Origin of the sequence: Pseudovibrio sp. Ad5 (assembly GCF_001623095.1) — a bacterium.
GTDB lineage: Bacteria > Pseudomonadota > Alphaproteobacteria > Rhizobiales > Stappiaceae > Pseudovibrio.
This window is the reverse complement of the sequence record NZ_LMCH01000059.1, coordinates 287,716-303,382: the sequence shown is the minus strand read 5'-3', so window position 1 is coordinate 303,382 and position 15,667 is coordinate 287,716. Positions and strand designations below refer to the sequence as shown.

General features: G+C 52.5%; 13 protein-coding genes. 5 read left to right on the top strand and 8 right to left on the bottom strand.

Annotation, left to right across the window (positions count from 1 at the left end; all coding sequences use genetic code 11):
* Positions 1-69 precede the first annotated feature (69 nt).
* On the bottom strand, positions 70-966 hold the full coding sequence (locus PsAD5_RS17785; RefSeq protein ID WP_063293048.1) for an AEC family transporter: 897 nt from the start codon (positions 964-966) through the stop codon (positions 70-72).
* Positions 967-1,071: 105 nt separating this feature from the next.
* On the opposite strand from PsAD5_RS17785, the gene PsAD5_RS17780 reads away from it, so the two are divergent.
* The 3 genes from PsAD5_RS17780 (at position 1,072) to PsAD5_RS17770 (ending at position 4,745) form a co-directional block, all read left to right on the top strand.
* Positions 1,072-1,986 carry a LysR family transcriptional regulator gene (locus tag PsAD5_RS17780; RefSeq protein ID WP_063293047.1) on the top strand — a complete coding sequence of 305 codons (915 nt, stop codon included), beginning with the start codon at positions 1,072-1,074 and terminating at the stop codon, positions 1,984-1,986.
* 313 nt (positions 1,987-2,299) lie between these two features.
* Positions 2,300-3,673 (top strand): alanine/glycine:cation symporter family protein, encoded by a 1,374-nt coding sequence (locus tag PsAD5_RS17775; RefSeq protein WP_063293046.1) that lies wholly within the window; start codon positions 2,300-2,302, stop codon positions 3,671-3,673.
* Positions 3,674-3,932: 259 nt separating this feature from the next.
* Entirely contained in the window at positions 3,933-4,745 is an 813-nt protein-coding gene (locus tag PsAD5_RS17770) for a hypothetical protein (RefSeq protein ID WP_063293045.1), read from the top strand.
* A 179-nt stretch (positions 4,746-4,924) separates the two neighbouring features.
* On the opposite strand, the gene PsAD5_RS17765 is transcribed toward PsAD5_RS17770, so the two are convergent.
* The 3 genes from PsAD5_RS17765 to PsAD5_RS17755 form a co-directional block, all read right to left on the bottom strand.
* Positions 4,925-5,680: a hypothetical protein gene (locus PsAD5_RS17765; RefSeq protein WP_208988680.1), complete on the bottom strand. Its 756-nt coding sequence runs from the start codon at positions 5,678-5,680 to the stop codon at positions 4,925-4,927.
* A 151-nt stretch (positions 5,681-5,831) separates the two neighbouring features.
* Entirely contained in the window at positions 5,832-6,560 is a 729-nt protein-coding gene (locus PsAD5_RS17760) for an RES family NAD+ phosphorylase (protein ID WP_244272096.1), read from the bottom strand.
* Positions 6,557-6,895 (bottom strand): MbcA/ParS/Xre antitoxin family protein, encoded by a 339-nt coding sequence (locus PsAD5_RS17755; RefSeq protein WP_082831182.1) that lies wholly within the window; start codon positions 6,893-6,895, stop codon positions 6,557-6,559. The genes PsAD5_RS17760 and PsAD5_RS17755 overlap by 4 nt, the downstream gene beginning before the upstream one ends.
* Before the next feature lie 337 nt (positions 6,896-7,232).
* Between PsAD5_RS17755 and PsAD5_RS17750 the strand changes: the two genes are divergently transcribed.
* Positions 7,233-11,093 (top strand): autotransporter domain-containing protein, encoded by a 3,861-nt coding sequence (locus PsAD5_RS17750; RefSeq protein WP_208988678.1) that lies wholly within the window; start codon positions 7,233-7,235, stop codon positions 11,091-11,093.
* A 140-nt stretch (positions 11,094-11,233) separates the two neighbouring features.
* Here the strand turns inward: PsAD5_RS17750 and PsAD5_RS17745 are convergent, their stop codons facing one another.
* Complete coding sequence (locus PsAD5_RS17745; protein WP_063293042.1) at positions 11,234-12,553, bottom strand: DJ-1/PfpI family protein; 1,320 nt, start codon at positions 12,551-12,553, stop codon at positions 11,234-11,236.
* 94 nt (positions 12,554-12,647) lie between these two features.
* On the opposite strand from PsAD5_RS17745, the gene PsAD5_RS17740 reads away from it, so the two are divergent.
* Positions 12,648-13,196, top strand: a complete 549-nt coding sequence (locus PsAD5_RS17740) for a TetR/AcrR family transcriptional regulator (protein ID WP_208988677.1) — start codon at positions 12,648-12,650, stop codon at positions 13,194-13,196.
* 171 nt (positions 13,197-13,367) lie between these two features.
* Here PsAD5_RS17740 and PsAD5_RS17735 read toward each other — a convergent pair whose 3' ends face one another.
* From PsAD5_RS17735 to PsAD5_RS17725, 3 genes are all read right to left on the bottom strand, one after another.
* Positions 13,368-14,045: a type 1 glutamine amidotransferase domain-containing protein gene (locus PsAD5_RS17735; RefSeq protein ID WP_063293040.1), complete on the bottom strand. Its 678-nt coding sequence runs from the start codon at positions 14,043-14,045 to the stop codon at positions 13,368-13,370.
* Between the two features lie 90 nt (positions 14,046-14,135).
* Positions 14,136-15,167, bottom strand: coding sequence for an NADP-dependent oxidoreductase (locus tag PsAD5_RS17730; RefSeq protein WP_063293039.1), 1,032 nt, complete (start codon positions 15,165-15,167; stop codon positions 14,136-14,138).
* A 47-nt stretch (positions 15,168-15,214) separates the two neighbouring features.
* Positions 15,215-15,628 (bottom strand): Ohr family peroxiredoxin, encoded by a 414-nt coding sequence (locus tag PsAD5_RS17725; protein ID WP_082596691.1) that lies wholly within the window; start codon positions 15,626-15,628, stop codon positions 15,215-15,217.
* Positions 15,629-15,667: the final 39 nt, after the last annotated feature.

Here is a 15,667-nt window from a genome sequence, read left to right as displayed (position 1 = left end):
TCATAGATGACGAATGACCTTCCTTATCTAATGGCTTGGGCTCTGCGGTTTGCCGCAGGGCCCGTTTTCTTATCCGGTTTGCAAGGCAATCCAAAGCGGCAGGCTGATGCACGAGAGCAAGGTGGATTGAGCGATCAGCGTGGCTGGTTGGCGACAGTCCGCCCCAAAGGCCGCGGCCAGAACGTGAGCGGCTGAAGCGGTGGGCAAAGCTGCAAACAGCACCAGTACGGAGGCCTGCTCTTTGGGAATGTCAAAGCTGTGCACCATAAACCAGGCGATGCAGGGCAAGGCCAACAGTTTTATGGAGTTCAACCCACCCGTATAGATATCCAGCTTCATCAGTCCCTGCCAATCAAGTGTCGCTCCAATCGCCAACAATGCTAAGGGGATGGCGGCCAGAGCCAGTTGATTGAGACCTTCCGAAAGGACTGAGGGAAGCGGATATCCGCTCAAACCCACCGCAACACCGCTAAGGGCTGCCAGAAAGAATGGATTGAGCACCACCTTTCCCGCAGCCTTGCGCAAGCCAAGACCTTTGCCCATGGAAAGAGCTGTCACCGCCATCAGGTTTGCCATTGGCACCGCAAAGCCAATGGCGATGGCCATAAGCGAGGCACTGTCCGCATCCAACGCATTGATGGCCACAAACCCGATGGCTGTGTTGAACCGCCACGCTGTTTGCCAACCAGCGGCGAAATCCAAAAACTGTGTTGGACCAAACGGGCGCAACATCCAGCCAAGCAGCAAGCCGATCCCTAAAATACCCCAGGTGCCCAATCCGATGATGGCTGCATCATCCAGATTGATGGGGCGAGCTGCTGCAGCGGAGAACATCAGGGCTGGAAACAGCAACTGAAAGTTCAGCGTATCAATGCCGCGCCATGTGGCCTGATCCAGACGTTTGCCAAACACGCCGCCCAAAGCCAGCAAGCCCAGACTTGGCAGCAATGCCATCGCGATCCCCACGTGCGCTCTCCCTACCGGTTTGGCTGGTCTTTCCTGCTGCTATGTCTTAAGCTAATGAAGGACTATAAAATAATAAGCTGAACTTATAATGTATGGTGACACCTGATGACCAAGCCTGATGGCCTCAACTCATTTGCAATGCGCTTGCCAGAACTTGCCGTGCGCGCTCTGCCTTTATTGCAGGCGGTTGGGTCAGTCACCAAAACCGCGCATCAATTGGGGGTGAGCCAGTCTGCCGTCAGCCAGTCCATTGCAGAGCTTGAAAAGCGGCTTGGCGTAAAGGTGCTTCGCCGTGGTGCGCAACCGGTGCAGCTGACGGATGAGGGCAAGCTGATCGCTCAATATGCCCTGAGCGTGCAAGCGGCAGAAGAAAACGCACTGGCCAGCATCAATGACCTGCGCCAGAACAAAGGCGGGCGTGTGCGCATCGGGTCTTCAGGCCCTTCGGCCTCCACACGGCTCCTGCCTCATGTCATGAAGCGCTTCTCACGCCACTATCCCGGCATTGCGCTCGAACTGCGTGAGGCGCAGGATCAGGAAATCATCGCAGCTTTGCGACGCGGTGAGGTGGATGTGGCTGTCGTGCCGGGACTGGATGGAGACGAGGAGTTTGAGAGTCTGTCCATCGCCTGTGACCGACTTGTCGCGATCACTGCAGATGATATGAACTTGCCGCGACACATGAACGCCGAAGCTTTTCAGCGGCAGCCCTTCATTATGACAAAGGGAGGCAGTGAGCCGTTGGTGCGGAAATGGTTTGGCCGGTCAGATATAGACCCGCGCGTGGATCACTCCATTCAGCAGATCACATCCATTCTGGCGGTGGTCCGCTCGGGCCTTGCCTGCTCTATTATTGCAGAACTGGCACTGCCTGAGGATCTGGATGGCGTGAAAGTCTTGCCGCTTGATCCCCCTGCCCCGCGTAGCCTATTCCTTACCCGCCTGCCAACAACACCCAGCAACAGCGCGGTGACCAGATTTTGGGAATTTGCCGAGCAGGAGATCTATCGGGAGGAGTAATTTTCCCCTGCCCCTGGGGCAGTGCCGCAACTCTCTTATCTTAGTTAATCAGGATATGCTCATAAGTTACGATTCCGGGGATGAATTTTCCAAAACTGTACCGGGTGGTCGGTTGAAAACGATAATTTACGCCCGTCAGGCGCGAAATTTTCACCAAAAATTTTCGTGATGACCGTAGGTAAACTACGTAATTTGAAATTAACTAATTGAAAAACAACAGAAAAGTTTGAAATAGTTCTATTGTAGATGTATTCCATATGCATGCCGAGGATGTAAACTAAATCATAATAAAAATCATGGTGGGAGGCTAACCATGGAAACAATGACGAATATCCTAGGCGAAATCAATTCTATCGTTTGGGGCCCTGTGATGCTTATAGCCATTCTCGGGGTAGGACTTTTTCTCCAGATCGGACTCAAACTAATGCCCATCTTTAAGTTGGGCACGGGCTTTAGCCTGCTCTGGAAAGGTCGCCAAGGCGAAGGTGGTGGTGAAATCAGCCCCTTCAATGCGTTGATGACGTCTCTCTCAGCTACAATTGGAACAGGTAACATTGCAGGCGTTGCGACGGCTGTGTTCCTGGGCGGGCCTGGCGCTCTCTTCTGGATGTGGATGACTGCTCTTGTGGGCATGGCAACCAAGTATGCCGAAGCTGTCCTCGCGGTGAAATACCGTGAGCGTGACAACGCTGGCAACTTTGTTGGTGGCCCGATGTACTACATCAAAAACGGTCTTGGCCGTAAGTGGTACTGGCTTGCGCCAACCTTTGCTGCATTCGGCGCTGTTGCCGCGTTCGGCATCGGTAACGGCGTACAGGCCAACAGTGTTGCGAACGTTCTGAATGAGAACTTCAGCATTCCGGCACAGGCAACCGCTGTTGTCCTGATGGCACTCACCGCTGCTGTTATTCTGGGTGGAGTAACGCGCATTGGTAACGTTGCCGGCAAGCTGGTTCCGTTCATGGCTATTGCGTACATCGCAGCTGGCCTTGTTGTTCTGATCATCAACATCGATTCCATCGGTGCTGCTGTGCAGACAGTGTTTGCTCAGGCATTCACCTCCACTGCTGCTGAAGGTGGCTTTGCTGGTGCTGCTGTTTGGGCTGCGATCCGCTTTGGTGTTGCCCGTGGCGTCTTCTCCAACGAAGCTGGTCTGGGTTCTGCGCCAATCGCTCACGCGGTTGCTGAAACCAAGAGCCCTGTTAATCAGGGTCTGATCGCAATGCTCGGCACGTTCATCGACACCATCATCGTTTGTACCATCACTGGTCTTGCGATTGTGGCATCCGGTGTGTGGACCTCTGGCTCCTCCGGTGCAGCGCTCACCTCTCTGGCATTTGAAACATCTCTGCCAGGTGTTGGTGGCTACCTGATTGCGATCTCGCTCTCGGTGTTTGCATTCACCACCATTCTGGGGTGGAGCTTTTACGGTGAGAAATGCGTTGGCTTCTTCTTTGGGCCACGCGCGCTCAAGCCATACCGCATCCTCTGGGTGGTTGCGATCTACTTCGGCGCAACTGCGGAGCTGAGCTTCATCTGGCTGCTGGCTGATACGCTGAATGCGATGATGGCCATTCCAAACCTGATCGCGCTGGCACTTCTCAGCCCGATTGTCTTCAAGCTCACTAAGGAGTTCTTCTCCGAAGATGGTGAGACTGAGGACGCTGAAAAAGCTCCGGCTGAATAAGAGAAAACACAGTTTTCAAAAAAAATGGCCCGGCATCATCGCCGGGCCATTTTTGTATGTGCTGCGGTCTATGAGATTGCCTGCGTGATTTCAATCTCAAAGATCGGGTGGATCAGGTTAAAAAGTTAGCTTGTAACAACTCTATGCTGCTGTCTAAGCAAAGTGGTTTACAGCCATGTGCGGAGCTTGAGTCAAGGGTGTTATTGACAAGTTACAACTAAGAGTTGATTGTATTGCCTAACTGACCAGCGAGGCACAAATGACTGAGAGAACTAAGAAATTTTCTAAGGAGTTAGATCAGCTAATTGATGACGGTAACGAACTGGTGAAGGCGATGCATAATGACTGTACACCGAGAAAGTTTCGTGAGGCCTATTTACCGTTGGTCGAGGGTGATGAGAAAGAGTTGGATGAGATCATAAGGAAGCTCCCAGATTTTGAGAGTGAATATCAGGGATGGTACTCAAAGGCTCAGGCGCTCATTAAGCAAGTTATGCCAGATAGACTAGCCGACTTTATCTCGTATTTTGAAATTCCCAAGGGCCGCAAAAGTATTGATTTCCAAAACTATATGATCCGAGACTATTTGCAAGGGCTACGGACTACTCGGGGTGGAGACGTTATAGCGGACCAATCTGCGGCGATACCTGAGTTCAAGCAACAACTAAATATGGTGAAAGCCGCCAAGGCTACGTTGGATTCAACATTGATGGATCTGAAAAGTGTTTTACAAGCTGATCTTTTTGATAGCGAAGTTGAGACTGCGGGTGCTTTGGCAAAGGCAGGTTATCTTCGGGCTTCGGGTGCAATTTGTGGCGTGGTTATCGAAAAGCACCTTCATCACGTTTGTACCACGCACAAGATAACTGTGCGCAAGAAGAATCCTGGAATTTCAGACCTGAGCCAATTGCTCAAAGACGCCAGTGTCACGACGGTTCCGCAGTGGCGTTTCATTCAGCATCTCGCTGATATTCGTAATATCTGCGATCATGCTAAAGGACGTGAACCAACAAAAGAAGAAATTGATGATCTAGTCGTAGGGACGGAGAAGGTTATCAAGACGATCTTCTGAAGAAGGGGCGACACGCGGCCTATGCGGAGACGCGGAAGTTTTACGCATCTGTTGGATTTGAGCCACTGGAAGAATTTATAGATTTTTGGGGTAAGGACTTTCCGATGCTGCTTCAATGTCAGCGCATTGCCTGACCCCTGCCGCGTTTACAGCAGGGATCTTCGTGTCATTGCAGCAGTTTATCTCCACCACGCGTCTGGCGGGCTGTATGAATCGTAACTGTTGTTGTTCCGCTCCCACTGGTACTGAGCAGAATCGTAAGCGGACATGGATTCCAGTTTTGCGTCTGGATTGGTTTTCTGCGCGTCGAAGAGGTCTTCATGGGCTTTGGTGAGCAAGCTGACGACCGGATCATTTGAAAAGAGATCGCTCTCCTTACCACCTGATAGTCGTTTGTAAGCTGCCTGAGCGCTGGCTTTGCTTTCTGCCCACTCGAAGGACTTTTGCTCTTCTGCGGAGGTTTCTTCCTCCAGATACTTCAAAAGAGACAGATAATTGTCCGCAGTCGGTCCAGCCTCGGGAGCGTCTTTTTTCAGGATCTCGTCAAGCTGCTCTTGCATCACTTGCTTTGCGGCCTCTATCTCTTCATCAGAGAAATAGCCGTTTTCATTGCTGGCGATCAGGTGGAGGGTTTCGCGGTCAAACTCCAGATCATCAAAGATGTCTTTACGAAACGCTTCGATGTCATCCTTGTACTTGCTGGAGGTTGTATCAAGGTCGCCATAAAGATCGGTCAGCTTGGCACGCGCATCAACGGCAGTATCCGAGGTCGGCTTTAAGTCAGGCGTCTTTGTCTTGTCTTTCGACTCATCATCCAGCGACAAAACGCTCTGATTGGTTCGTGTGCTGATCGACGACGACCCATTGCCTATATACTTTGCAACGCTGTAGTTGGAGAAGCTGTAGGTTCCGCCGCTACTGCTGAAAAAGCTCACAATTATTGTCCTTATAAAATCAATAGTGCGATGCTAGTAGCCCAAACCTGCGTGGCGCTGTTCTTTCTGGAAATAAAAGTCGCAAAACTGCAATATTTGACGCAAGGGAATCTACGTGGAAAATCTAGCCTATTTTGTAGGGTGTTAGCGGTTAATCAGCGATCTCGAAGACTTCGCCTGAGTTCAGGTCCTTGATCATATCAATCGCCTCACCGCTCCAGTGATAGCTGAAATGCCGGGCCTGAAGTGGAGCTTCCACCACGTCGGGATAAAACGCGGCAATGCACAAACCGCCCTCGTCCCGCACACTTGGGTAGAGAATGCCATCACCACCATCTTCCAGCAGCTTGCGTGCGAAGACCTGAGAAGCGCTGTAATCATCCGGGTGGAGGAGAACTTCAAAACGAGGATCTGTTACGTCAGCAAGTTTAGCCTCAACACTGCCGATCAACTCGCGCATCTGCGCAATCCAGCCCGGTGCCTCTTGCGTGGCGGCATAGAAATTTCCGGTATGATGCACAGTCTCGAACAGCGCGGTTTCAAAAGATTTGGCGGCATAAAAAGCGCCGAAGTACCCATCATGGAAACGGCCAGTCCGGTCAGGAGAGGCATGGGTGAATGGTGCCATCAGATAGGAAGACCCCGTTCCATTGACCCGCCGCTCAACGGGTACGAGATCCAGATTGCCGATGGTTTCTGCAAGGCGCGGATTGGTGCGGCTCTCTGCAGCGGCCAAAAGTTCCCAATCTGCGGGATCGGCAATGTCTTCAAACAAATCTATGGGTGGGTAGGCCGAGTTGACCAACCGATAATATTTGGGCCAGTTGACATGTGTTTCAGGAGCTTTCAGGTCCGTCTCCACCAAAGTTAATGTGGTCACCAGTTGCCTCGCTGCGCATCAAGATATCTGCGCACGCGCATTAAGTCCGTGAGTTGTCCGCCCATCATAATTTCAAGGGCAGATCTGCCGTCAAAGTCAGTGTTGGCGCGTTTCACCCAGCCATACCCGCGGTTGGTATCACTGAACAGCAGGCGAAGCGCTTTGTGAATACCAAGCAGATTGGACAGGCGCGCCGCAAGGTCCACACTGACACGGCCATAATGTCTGGTCTTCCAGCGTTGATAGGTGCGCTTGGCAATGTCTCCCAGCAGCAAAGTGGCCTGCTCATCCGTCAACTGCCAGCGCTCAAACAAGTTGATCACCGCCCGCTGCATGGCATGCACTTCTTCCTCGGTAAACTTTGGTCCACCGGGAGCCAGAGGTTGTTCAATCTTACGAAGGCTAGGCATCTTCCCTCTCATCAAACCAGCTGAATAGCGCAATGACATATGGCACCATATTATGATTTTGGCGTCAAATGTCAAGAATCTGAACCCGGGCATACGCGAAATCAGAAATATAAAAAACCTAAAGTAGCAGTTTAATGGAGTACATCCTAAAATACGCAATAACTAATATAGGCGTGGATGACCAAGCGTCCGCCTTGATGTGTGAGAGGGGTATCTATAATTATCGATAAAAATACGAATATAAAATAGTTGGGGTGGGGCCGTGACTTATAAATCTCGCAGTTTGAGCAGTGTTTCCATATTTGCGCTTGTTTCAAACATCGTCATCGCAGCACCGCTTATGGCGCAGACGGTTCATATAACTGCACCTCAGACCGCGCCCAACGATGCTGCGCTGGACACGCAAGTGATCACTGGCCCAATCGCAGAATACTCCGGGCAATTGCAGGTGAGTGTGACCGGCGGCGAGGCTATCGGGAATGATGCGAGTGCAGAAATAACCATCCGTGGCATTAAAGGCGATATTACCCAGAACAATTCTGGTGAGATTGCTGTTGAAGTCAGCGGTGGTCTTGCGGATAGCAGTACAAACCCGAACAGCGGTGCGAATGCAGCGATCACCATTGATGGTGTTGAAGGTACGCTGGAAATAGACAATATCGGGACAATCTCGGTCAAAGGCACCAGTCAAAGTGCAACCACATCGGGCACTGGCAAAGCCAGTGTAAAAGTGAATGTGAAGGCCATTGATGGCCGGTTGATGGGCGACAACCTGGGAACGCTTTCCAGTTATGCTCAGGCAGGTTCGGCCACAGCCAACGGAAGCGGCAAGGCAGATGCGAGCGTTGAGGGCTTTGGCACCTATCTGGATGTTGAGGGAGACAACATCGGCACCATCAAGGTTGAGGGCCATGCTGGAATAGCTGTATCCGCCTCAGGCGCCGCGGATGCTGATGCCGATATCACTGGCATCGACAACGATCTTGAAGGGGCCAACAAAGGTCTGATCAGCATTCTCGCGAAAGGAGGTCAGGCTACCTCTGAAGGTGCAGGAGATGTTGATGCATATGCTCTTGCTATCGGCGTAAAAGGGGATGCGGAAGCGAATAGCGGGACTATCCTTGTTGATGCTGATAACAGAAATGGCACAGCGATCTCAGCAGGTGGAACAGCCAAAGCCGCTGCTGACGCCTATGGCATCCATGGAGATCTTCAAGGGAGTAACACGGGTCAGATTGATGTGACCTCACGTGCTGGTCGGTCAGAGACGACCGGTAGTGCTACTTCAAATTCCCAATCACTTGCGGTTGGCGTGAAGGGTCATGTTGAAGGCAACAGTGGCTTCATTCTTGTCGATGCTGATAACAGATACACCAAAGCGACCGCAGCGGATGGCGAAGCCATAACCGCTGCTGATGCCTATGGCATCCAGGGAGATCTTCAGGTTGGTAACACGGGCCGGATAAGCGTGATTTCGAGTGCTGGTCAGTCAGAAACGACCGGCAGTGCTGCTGCGAACTCCAAAACGCTGGCGGTGGGTGTGAGTGGAAATATCAAAGCGAACAGCGGTCTCATTCTCGTGAATGCTGCCGGGGGGGATGCTAAGGCGACCTCTGAAAACGGAAATGCGGATGCATCTGCTCAAGCCTCTGGTACAAAATTCAACCTGAATGATGATAATTCGGGTGAGATTAATATTCGTGCTCGTGCCGGAACCGCTTCTGGCCTCATAGCCAACGCCAATGCGTTTGCTTTTGGTCTCGAAAACAGGCTCGAAGGCGACAACTCTGGTGTAATTCGCGTTGAAGCTTTTGCCGGAACCGCGATTAGCGATGGGACCACGGGGGATGGTGCTGATGCAATTGCCATTGCTGTTGGTGTCAACGATTACATAAACGGCAGCAACAGCGGCGATGTTATTGCATTTGGTCAGGGCGGGACAGCGACAGCCAATGGCGCTACTTCCGCCGAAGCGGGTGCAAATGTTTATGCCAACAACAATGGGCTGACTAAAGATAACTCTGGTTTGATTCGAGCTGAAGGTAATGGTGGAATCGCCGAGGCTGTCGGAACCGGCCATGCTTCAGTAACGACGCGTGTTATGGGGATTTTTGGGGCACTTGGTGGGACCAACAAAGGTCGCATCTTTGCGTTGGCGGAGGGCGGCTCTGCGACAACTACCAGCATCGGGAATGCGAGTGCGTCTGCTGAAGCGATTGGTGTCTACAACGGCATTCGTAATACCGACCCGAATGTGACCACCGATAATTTAGGTATCGTTGTTGCGAAGGCAACCGGCGGAGCTGCAAGTTCAGTGGGTGGTAACGCTTATGGCTATGCCGACGTGTCAGCTCTTGATGGCTCACTTGGCGGTGAGAACAAAGGCTGGATCGAAGCACGAGCTGAGGGCAAAACTGCCACCACGGGAGGCGACAAAATCGCAAATGCCGAAGGTCTCGCGGTCGGGATCAAGGGGGATGCGGAAGCCAACAGTGGGACGATTTTTGTACGGGCCTTTGGGGGAAAAGCAGAAAGCCTGAATGCGGCGAAAGCCAACGGCGCGGCGCGTGCCTTCGGTATCGGATATATAGAAGGCACAACGCTCTCCGGTGTTAAAGGTGAGTTCACCAATACAAACCTGATTGAAGTTTCTGCCACGGCTGGTACGGCCAACGGAACGCAGGATAAAGCCCTCGCCTATGGTGTTGTGCTCAACGGCGCAACGACCCTCAACAACAGCGGTTTGATTGTAGCAACCGCAACTGGCGGCGCGGGGTCCGAGGCTTATCAGGTGCATGCCGGATCAAATGCGTTGACCGTAAACTCCTATGGCATCCTCTTCCGGGATGATTTGGATGAGAACTTCAGCGGGACCATCCAGGCGGATGATCCCAACAATGTGACGTTCAACAATGCCACGCTGCATGTGCACTTTTCCAACTCGACGAAGATAGATGTGGCCTATGAGATCCCGGATCTCGTTGCTGGTCAGGATGTTCAGCAGTTTACTCAACTGGATGCAAGCGGTGTTGTTGGCCATGGCTGGAGTGCTGAGGCTGTTGAAAGCAGTTGGGGTACCACCAATCAAGAGGTGATCTTCAGATATGCGCCGGAAGTCTCCAGTCCTCAGCTGGTCGCGCAGCAGCAGCGTGGGGTGATTGATGCCACGCAGCGCATTGGTGAAGGGTTGCTGACAGACCTGATGCTAAAGGGAGACAGCGCCAGCGGAGAAGGTTTGCTGCTGGCCTATGACGGTAAGCCGGCATCAGATGCAGAAAAAGCTGTTGCTGATATGGTAAGCCAGCCACACCTTGCTGAGCAGTATGGTGTGTTTTATGCAGCCCCTCTTCATCTTTATCAGCAAAATCTGGATGGTGATCTGGGTTACTCCGCCAGCACCACAGGTGTGGTGACAGGTTACAATCGTGTCGTTTCGCCGGATCTGATTGTTGGGGCGAACGTCTTTTACGGTCACAGTGCACTGGATTTCAACGGTATCTATGATCAGGCCAAAGAAACGGTCGATACCTATGGCTTTGGTGTACAGGGCGCATATCGCAAAGATGCGGTGCTGCTTACCGGGCAAAGCACGTTCTATCACACCAGCAACACCTATAAGGATGGTTCAGCACAGGCGAGCGAGACCTATGACAGCCAGAACCTGTTGACCCGTGTCGCGGCCAAGTACATCTGGGAGTATGGCAACAACACCTTCATGCCGGAAGTTGGACTGAGCCATCTTTGGCACTCTCGCGGTGCATTCGGCGTCGACAATCAGGGCGTGCCGGATGTGAGCTATGACGCTATCAACAATCACCAGTTCTCAGTTGATGCCTCCCTCGGTTGGGCAGGCACATATCAGGTGCAGGAGGGTGAGCTGAAAGCCAATCTGCGTGCTGGCTTGCGTCAGGTTTTGGGTGATGGCGGGTTTAAGGAGGTGTTGCGTTCAGGTGCAAACGGTAAGGCGTCTGTGACCAGCGATAGTGACCAGACACTGGCGCGTGCCTCTGCCTCACTGGAATACTCCAAAGGCAACTTTGGGGCTTCTGTTGGTGTGCTGGGAGAGTACGGCGAAAACACCCGAAATACAGCCTTCTTCGGGCGTGTCTCCTATAAATTCTGATTAAACGGGAGTGCATACTGGAGCGGCTTGGGTGCTCCAGTATGCTTGCTGGCCAAGGGAAGCGTAGGGTGTGGAGTGTACACTCGGCCAACTCACTCAGTGTTCCGTTGTCTTTGAAAAGCGATAGGGTCAAAGGCCGATCAAGTGCTTGTTGGTTTCAAAAGCCTCGCTGATGCCTGAGATTTGACATATCTGGCCCCTCTGCGGCCTGCGCTCAGGTAAAAGGGTAAGCTTGCTGCGATGAGGTATTTGCTGATACGGGCTAGCCACTTGCCTGCCTTTTCCGGCGAGCCGACGCCAAAGACTGGCTTGGGTGCGTATTCCAGCACGTTTTGCTCAATGTGGTGCGCGATATCTATTCCATACATGTCACGGACTGCTTTCAGCGCGACTTCATAGGAGCCGATGGCAGGGCCCGCGCTGTAAAACTTGCCATCAACCGCCACCTCTGTTCCGCTGGATTTAGCGCCGAGTTTGTCCAGCAGCGGGGTGTGATGGAAATTGGAGGTGGCTGTTTTGCCATCCAGAATGCCAGCTGTTGCATACACCAATGTTCCTGCACAGACGGAAATCATGCCTTTTGCAGCAGGTTCCTGTCGCCGGATGAAATCCAGCAGTTCCTTGTCTTTCAGCAGCATTGGCTGTGTTGCGCCCATAATGACGAAGTCAACCTGCGGGCACGTGGCAAAGGTGGTGGTTGGCACGACCTTGGGGCCAAGCAAGCATTGCACTGGAGTTTTGTCGTGAGAGACCACATGAAGCTTAGAGTTGGGGAACGCACTCAAAACTTCAACTGCCCCCAGGAAGTCTGGCAAATAGCATCCTGAGGGCAGTGCAATAGCGATAGTTGGGGCATCGCCAGCTGTCAGATCCACTGGCTTTTTTGGAGTGTGAGCGGTGAACTGAGGGTGCGGGTCGTATTCCAGTGTCAGCTCTGCAAACTTGGCAAAGCTGGTGCCGCGTAGCTTTTCCAGCACCATGAAGGCAGCTTCAATCATGCCTGTGGAATGACCTGCGGTGTAAAACTTGCCATCCACCACTGCCCTGCGTTCAAACACTGGTTTGACGCCATAGTCAGCCAGCAATTTTGTTCCCTGATCATCTGCAGTTGCGGTTTTGCCTTCCAACACATCGGCCTTGGCAAGCGCAAGAACGCCGCCGCTTGAGGCGACCACGTAGGCAATCCGCGAGCACTGATCAGTCAGAAAAGCGTGGAAGGCGGGATCATCCTGTGCCGCTGTCGGAATGTCTGGAATGACCAGCACATCGAGTGGTGTGCGGTCTTGAAAGACACGATCCGGCACAAGGGTCAGACCATGCTGACCAGTTACTGGTTTTGTGGTCGCGCCAATAATGCTGGGGCGATTGAGTGGATTGATACCCAGAACGGCCTGCATTTCGCCAAGTTCGGCTTCATTGAATCCCGGCACTGCAACATAACCGATACGATAGCGTTTCATGGGGACACTCCATTTCCTTCAGTGGGGCGAGCCGAACCAAAGATTCTCGTCATTCAATTTTGACAAGTTATATAAAAAATGTAAAAAGAGTCAAATGGCATCGATGATCAACTACAAGCCCGTGGTCGAGCTGCTCAGCCACTACGGCCTTCACAAGACAACCATGAGTGATTTGGCAGAGGCTGTCGGGGTCACACGGCAGACGCTGTACAATCGCTTCAAGACGAAAGATCATGTGCGTGACTGGGCACTGCTGGAGTTTATGTCTGAGGTGAATGACACGGCCATCGCCGTGTTGGACAACGCACCACCCGATGCTGCGCTGGATGCTATTCTGGAGGCGTTCGAGCGGTGGGGCGGGGATCACGTATCGATGGTCTGCCAGTCGCCTCATGGGGCTGACATATTGGAGGGCGGTTTGCAGTTGGTCGCATCCAGAGCAGAAACACCCATCGACCGTTTTGAAAACTGCTTAGAAAAATTCATCGAAAGCAGACAGCTCTCGCCTTCTCCTGCAGAGACGACCATGGTCCTCGTGCTGGCTGCCAAAGGGGTCTTTGTTACCTCTGCAGATGCGAAGGATTATTCAGAAAAGATGGAGGCGGTGGTCAAAGCTCTGCTAGGTGCCAGGCAGGCTGCGTAAGAGCGGCTTATTTTACTTTGCAACGCACGCAAAACGTAAAGAACGCAAACGAACGCACAAAGGAACGCAAACTGAACTGGCGGGACTTATGCCCGTCATGGAGCGGACAATAAAAAACCGGCACAGAGCATAACTCCGCACCGGTTTTCATGTTCGAGGTACGCTGGAGGGTTAGCTCAAACGCGCCAGAATTGCTTTTGCTGCAGCTTCAGAGGAAGCCGGGTTCTGGCCGGAGATCAGGTTGCCATCTTCCAGAATGAAAGAACCCCAATCAGCGCCCTTCTCATAGATCGCGCCTTTTTCCTGCAAGGCATCTTCCACCAGCAACGGCACAACATCGGTCAGCTGCACAGCGTCTTCTTCTGTATTGGAAAAGCCAGTGACCTTCTTGCCGTTGACCAGCGCAGAGCCATCTGCAGCCTTAGCGTTGACCAGTGCGGCGGAGGCATGACAGACAACACCGACTGGTTTGCCAGCGGAATACAGCTGCTCGATCAGAGAGATAGAGGCTGTGTTATCGACCAGATCCCACAGCGGACCATGGCCACCCGGGTAAAACACAGCGTCAAATGCATCAGCAGAGACACCGTCTAGTTTCACCGTGTTGGCCAAAGCATCATTTGCAGCTGCATCTGCCTTGAAGCGGTCAGTTGCGGCAGTCTGGAAATCCGGCAGGTCGCTTTTCGGGTCCAGCGGAGGCTGGCCGCCAACAGGAGAGGCCAGAGTGATTGTCGCGCCAGCGTCTTTGAAGACGTAGTAAGGGGCCGCGAACTCTTCCAGCCAGAAACCGGTCTTTTCGCCTGTGTTGCCCAGCTTGTCGTGGGATGTGAGGACCATAAGCACGTTCATTGTGATCTACCTTTCAGCAGGCATAGGGGGAGTAGCCACCAGTGCCGTGGCACTGGTGTTCGTGTTGTTTTTGTTATTCTCGTTTTGAGATCAGTCGCCGATTTTTACGACGAGTTTGCCGAAGTTCTTACCTTCCAGGAGGCCCATGAAAGCTTCCGGCGCATTTTCCAAACCGTCTACCATTTGCTCGCGGTACTTCACTTTACCCTCTGCAATCCACTGCTGCATATCCGCTGCGAATTTAGGGTAAAGATTTGGGAAACTGTCAAAGATGATGAAGCCCTGCATGCGGATTTTCTTTACCAGCAAAGTGCCCATCAACAGGCCCATACGATCCGGACCATCCGGCAGGCTTGTTGCGTTGTATTGAGAGATCAATCCACACAGCGGAATACGGGCATTTGCGTTGAGAAGCGGCAAAACCGCATCAAACACAGCACCGCCAACGTTCTCAAAATAAACGTCAATTCCGTCCGGACAAGCAGCTTTCAGGTCCTGCGCAAAGGTTGGAGAGTTGCGGTCAAGGCAAACGTCAAAACCAAGGTTATCAACGGCGTGCTTGCACTTTTCCGCACCGCCTGCGATGCCAACAACGCGGCAGCCTTTGATCTTGCCGATCTGGCCAACGGTTGCGCCAACTGGGCCGGAAGCTGCTGCAACAGCAATGGTTTCACCCGGTTTCGGCTCGCCAATTTCCAACAGGCCAGCGTAGGCGGTGAAGCCCGGCATGCCCATAATACCCAGTGCCCAGGATGGCATTGCTGGCTCTTTGCCAAGGTTGAAAACCATCTCGCCATTGGAAATTGAGTAGTCTTGCCAACCACCCAGGCTCACCACCCAGTCGCCTTCGCTGAAGTTCTTCAGGTTGGATTTCACCACGACAGAAACAGTTCCGCCGACCATGGCATCCCCGATTTCCACCGGATCTGCATAGGATTTGGCATCGCTCATACGACCGCGCATATACGGGTCCAGAGACAGATAAACCGTACGCAGCAGCATTTCGCCTTCACCCGGTGTCGGGATAGCGGCTTCCTCAAGACGGAAGTTTTTGGATGTTGGAGCCCCGACAGGGCGTTCCGCCAGCACAATCTGGCGGTTCACTTCGGTATTCTGCGGCATTTCAGGTTCCTCAATTAATGTCAGTAATGCTTTGTTATTATTAGATTTTATGAATTCAGCTTGGTGTAAACGCGCAGGTCAACATTGCCACAAATCGCGTTGGAGTACGGGCAAAGTGTGTGTGCTGTCTGGATCACGTCATCGGCTTGCTCACGGGTCAAACCAGAGAATTCCAGGTGCAGGTCAATATCCAGCACATATCCACCCTCTGCTTTTTCGATAACATTGCCTTCGGCACGCACTTCAATGGAGTTCAACGGGTATTCCTTGTGTCCGGAAACCATTTTTAGCGAATGCTCAAAGCAAGAGGCATAACCCACTGCGAAGAGTTCTTCCGGTGTAATGCCAGGGCCTTCAACTCCTGGAGGGGTCACTCGAATTTTAGCAGCTTCGTCGCTCAACGTCGGTTTGGCGGAGCGTCCGTTTTCTGCTGTAGTGTCAGTGTCATAGAAGACTTTCATATCTTCACCTTAGATTTTGGACTGGCGTCTGATGGACTA

Coding starts and splice junctions, on each gene's coding strand:
- PsAD5_RS17725 (WP_082596691.1), bottom strand. CDS start 15,628: ATGAAAGTCTTCTATGACACTGACACTACAGCAGAAAACGGACGCTCC.
- PsAD5_RS17770 (WP_063293045.1), top strand. CDS start 3,933: ATGACTGAGAGAACTAAGAAATTTTCTAAGGAGTTAGATCAGCTAATT.
- PsAD5_RS17745 (WP_063293042.1), bottom strand. CDS start 12,553: ATGAAACGCTATCGTATCGGTTATGTTGCAGTGCCGGGATTCAATGAA.
- PsAD5_RS17740 (WP_208988677.1), top strand. CDS start 12,648: ATGGCATCGATGATCAACTACAAGCCCGTGGTCGAGCTGCTCAGCCAC.
- PsAD5_RS17730 (WP_063293039.1), bottom strand. CDS start 15,167: ATGCCGCAGAATACCGAAGTGAACCGCCAGATTGTGCTGGCGGAACGC.
- PsAD5_RS17780 (WP_063293047.1), top strand. CDS start 1,072: ATGACCAAGCCTGATGGCCTCAACTCATTTGCAATGCGCTTGCCAGAA.
- PsAD5_RS17775 (WP_063293046.1), top strand. CDS start 2,300: ATGGAAACAATGACGAATATCCTAGGCGAAATCAATTCTATCGTTTGG.
- PsAD5_RS17755 (WP_082831182.1), bottom strand. CDS start 6,895: ATGCAGCGGGCGGTGATCAACTTGTTTGAGCGCTGGCAGTTGACGGAT.
- PsAD5_RS17735 (WP_063293040.1), bottom strand. CDS start 14,045: ATGAACGTGCTTATGGTCCTCACATCCCACGACAAGCTGGGCAACACA.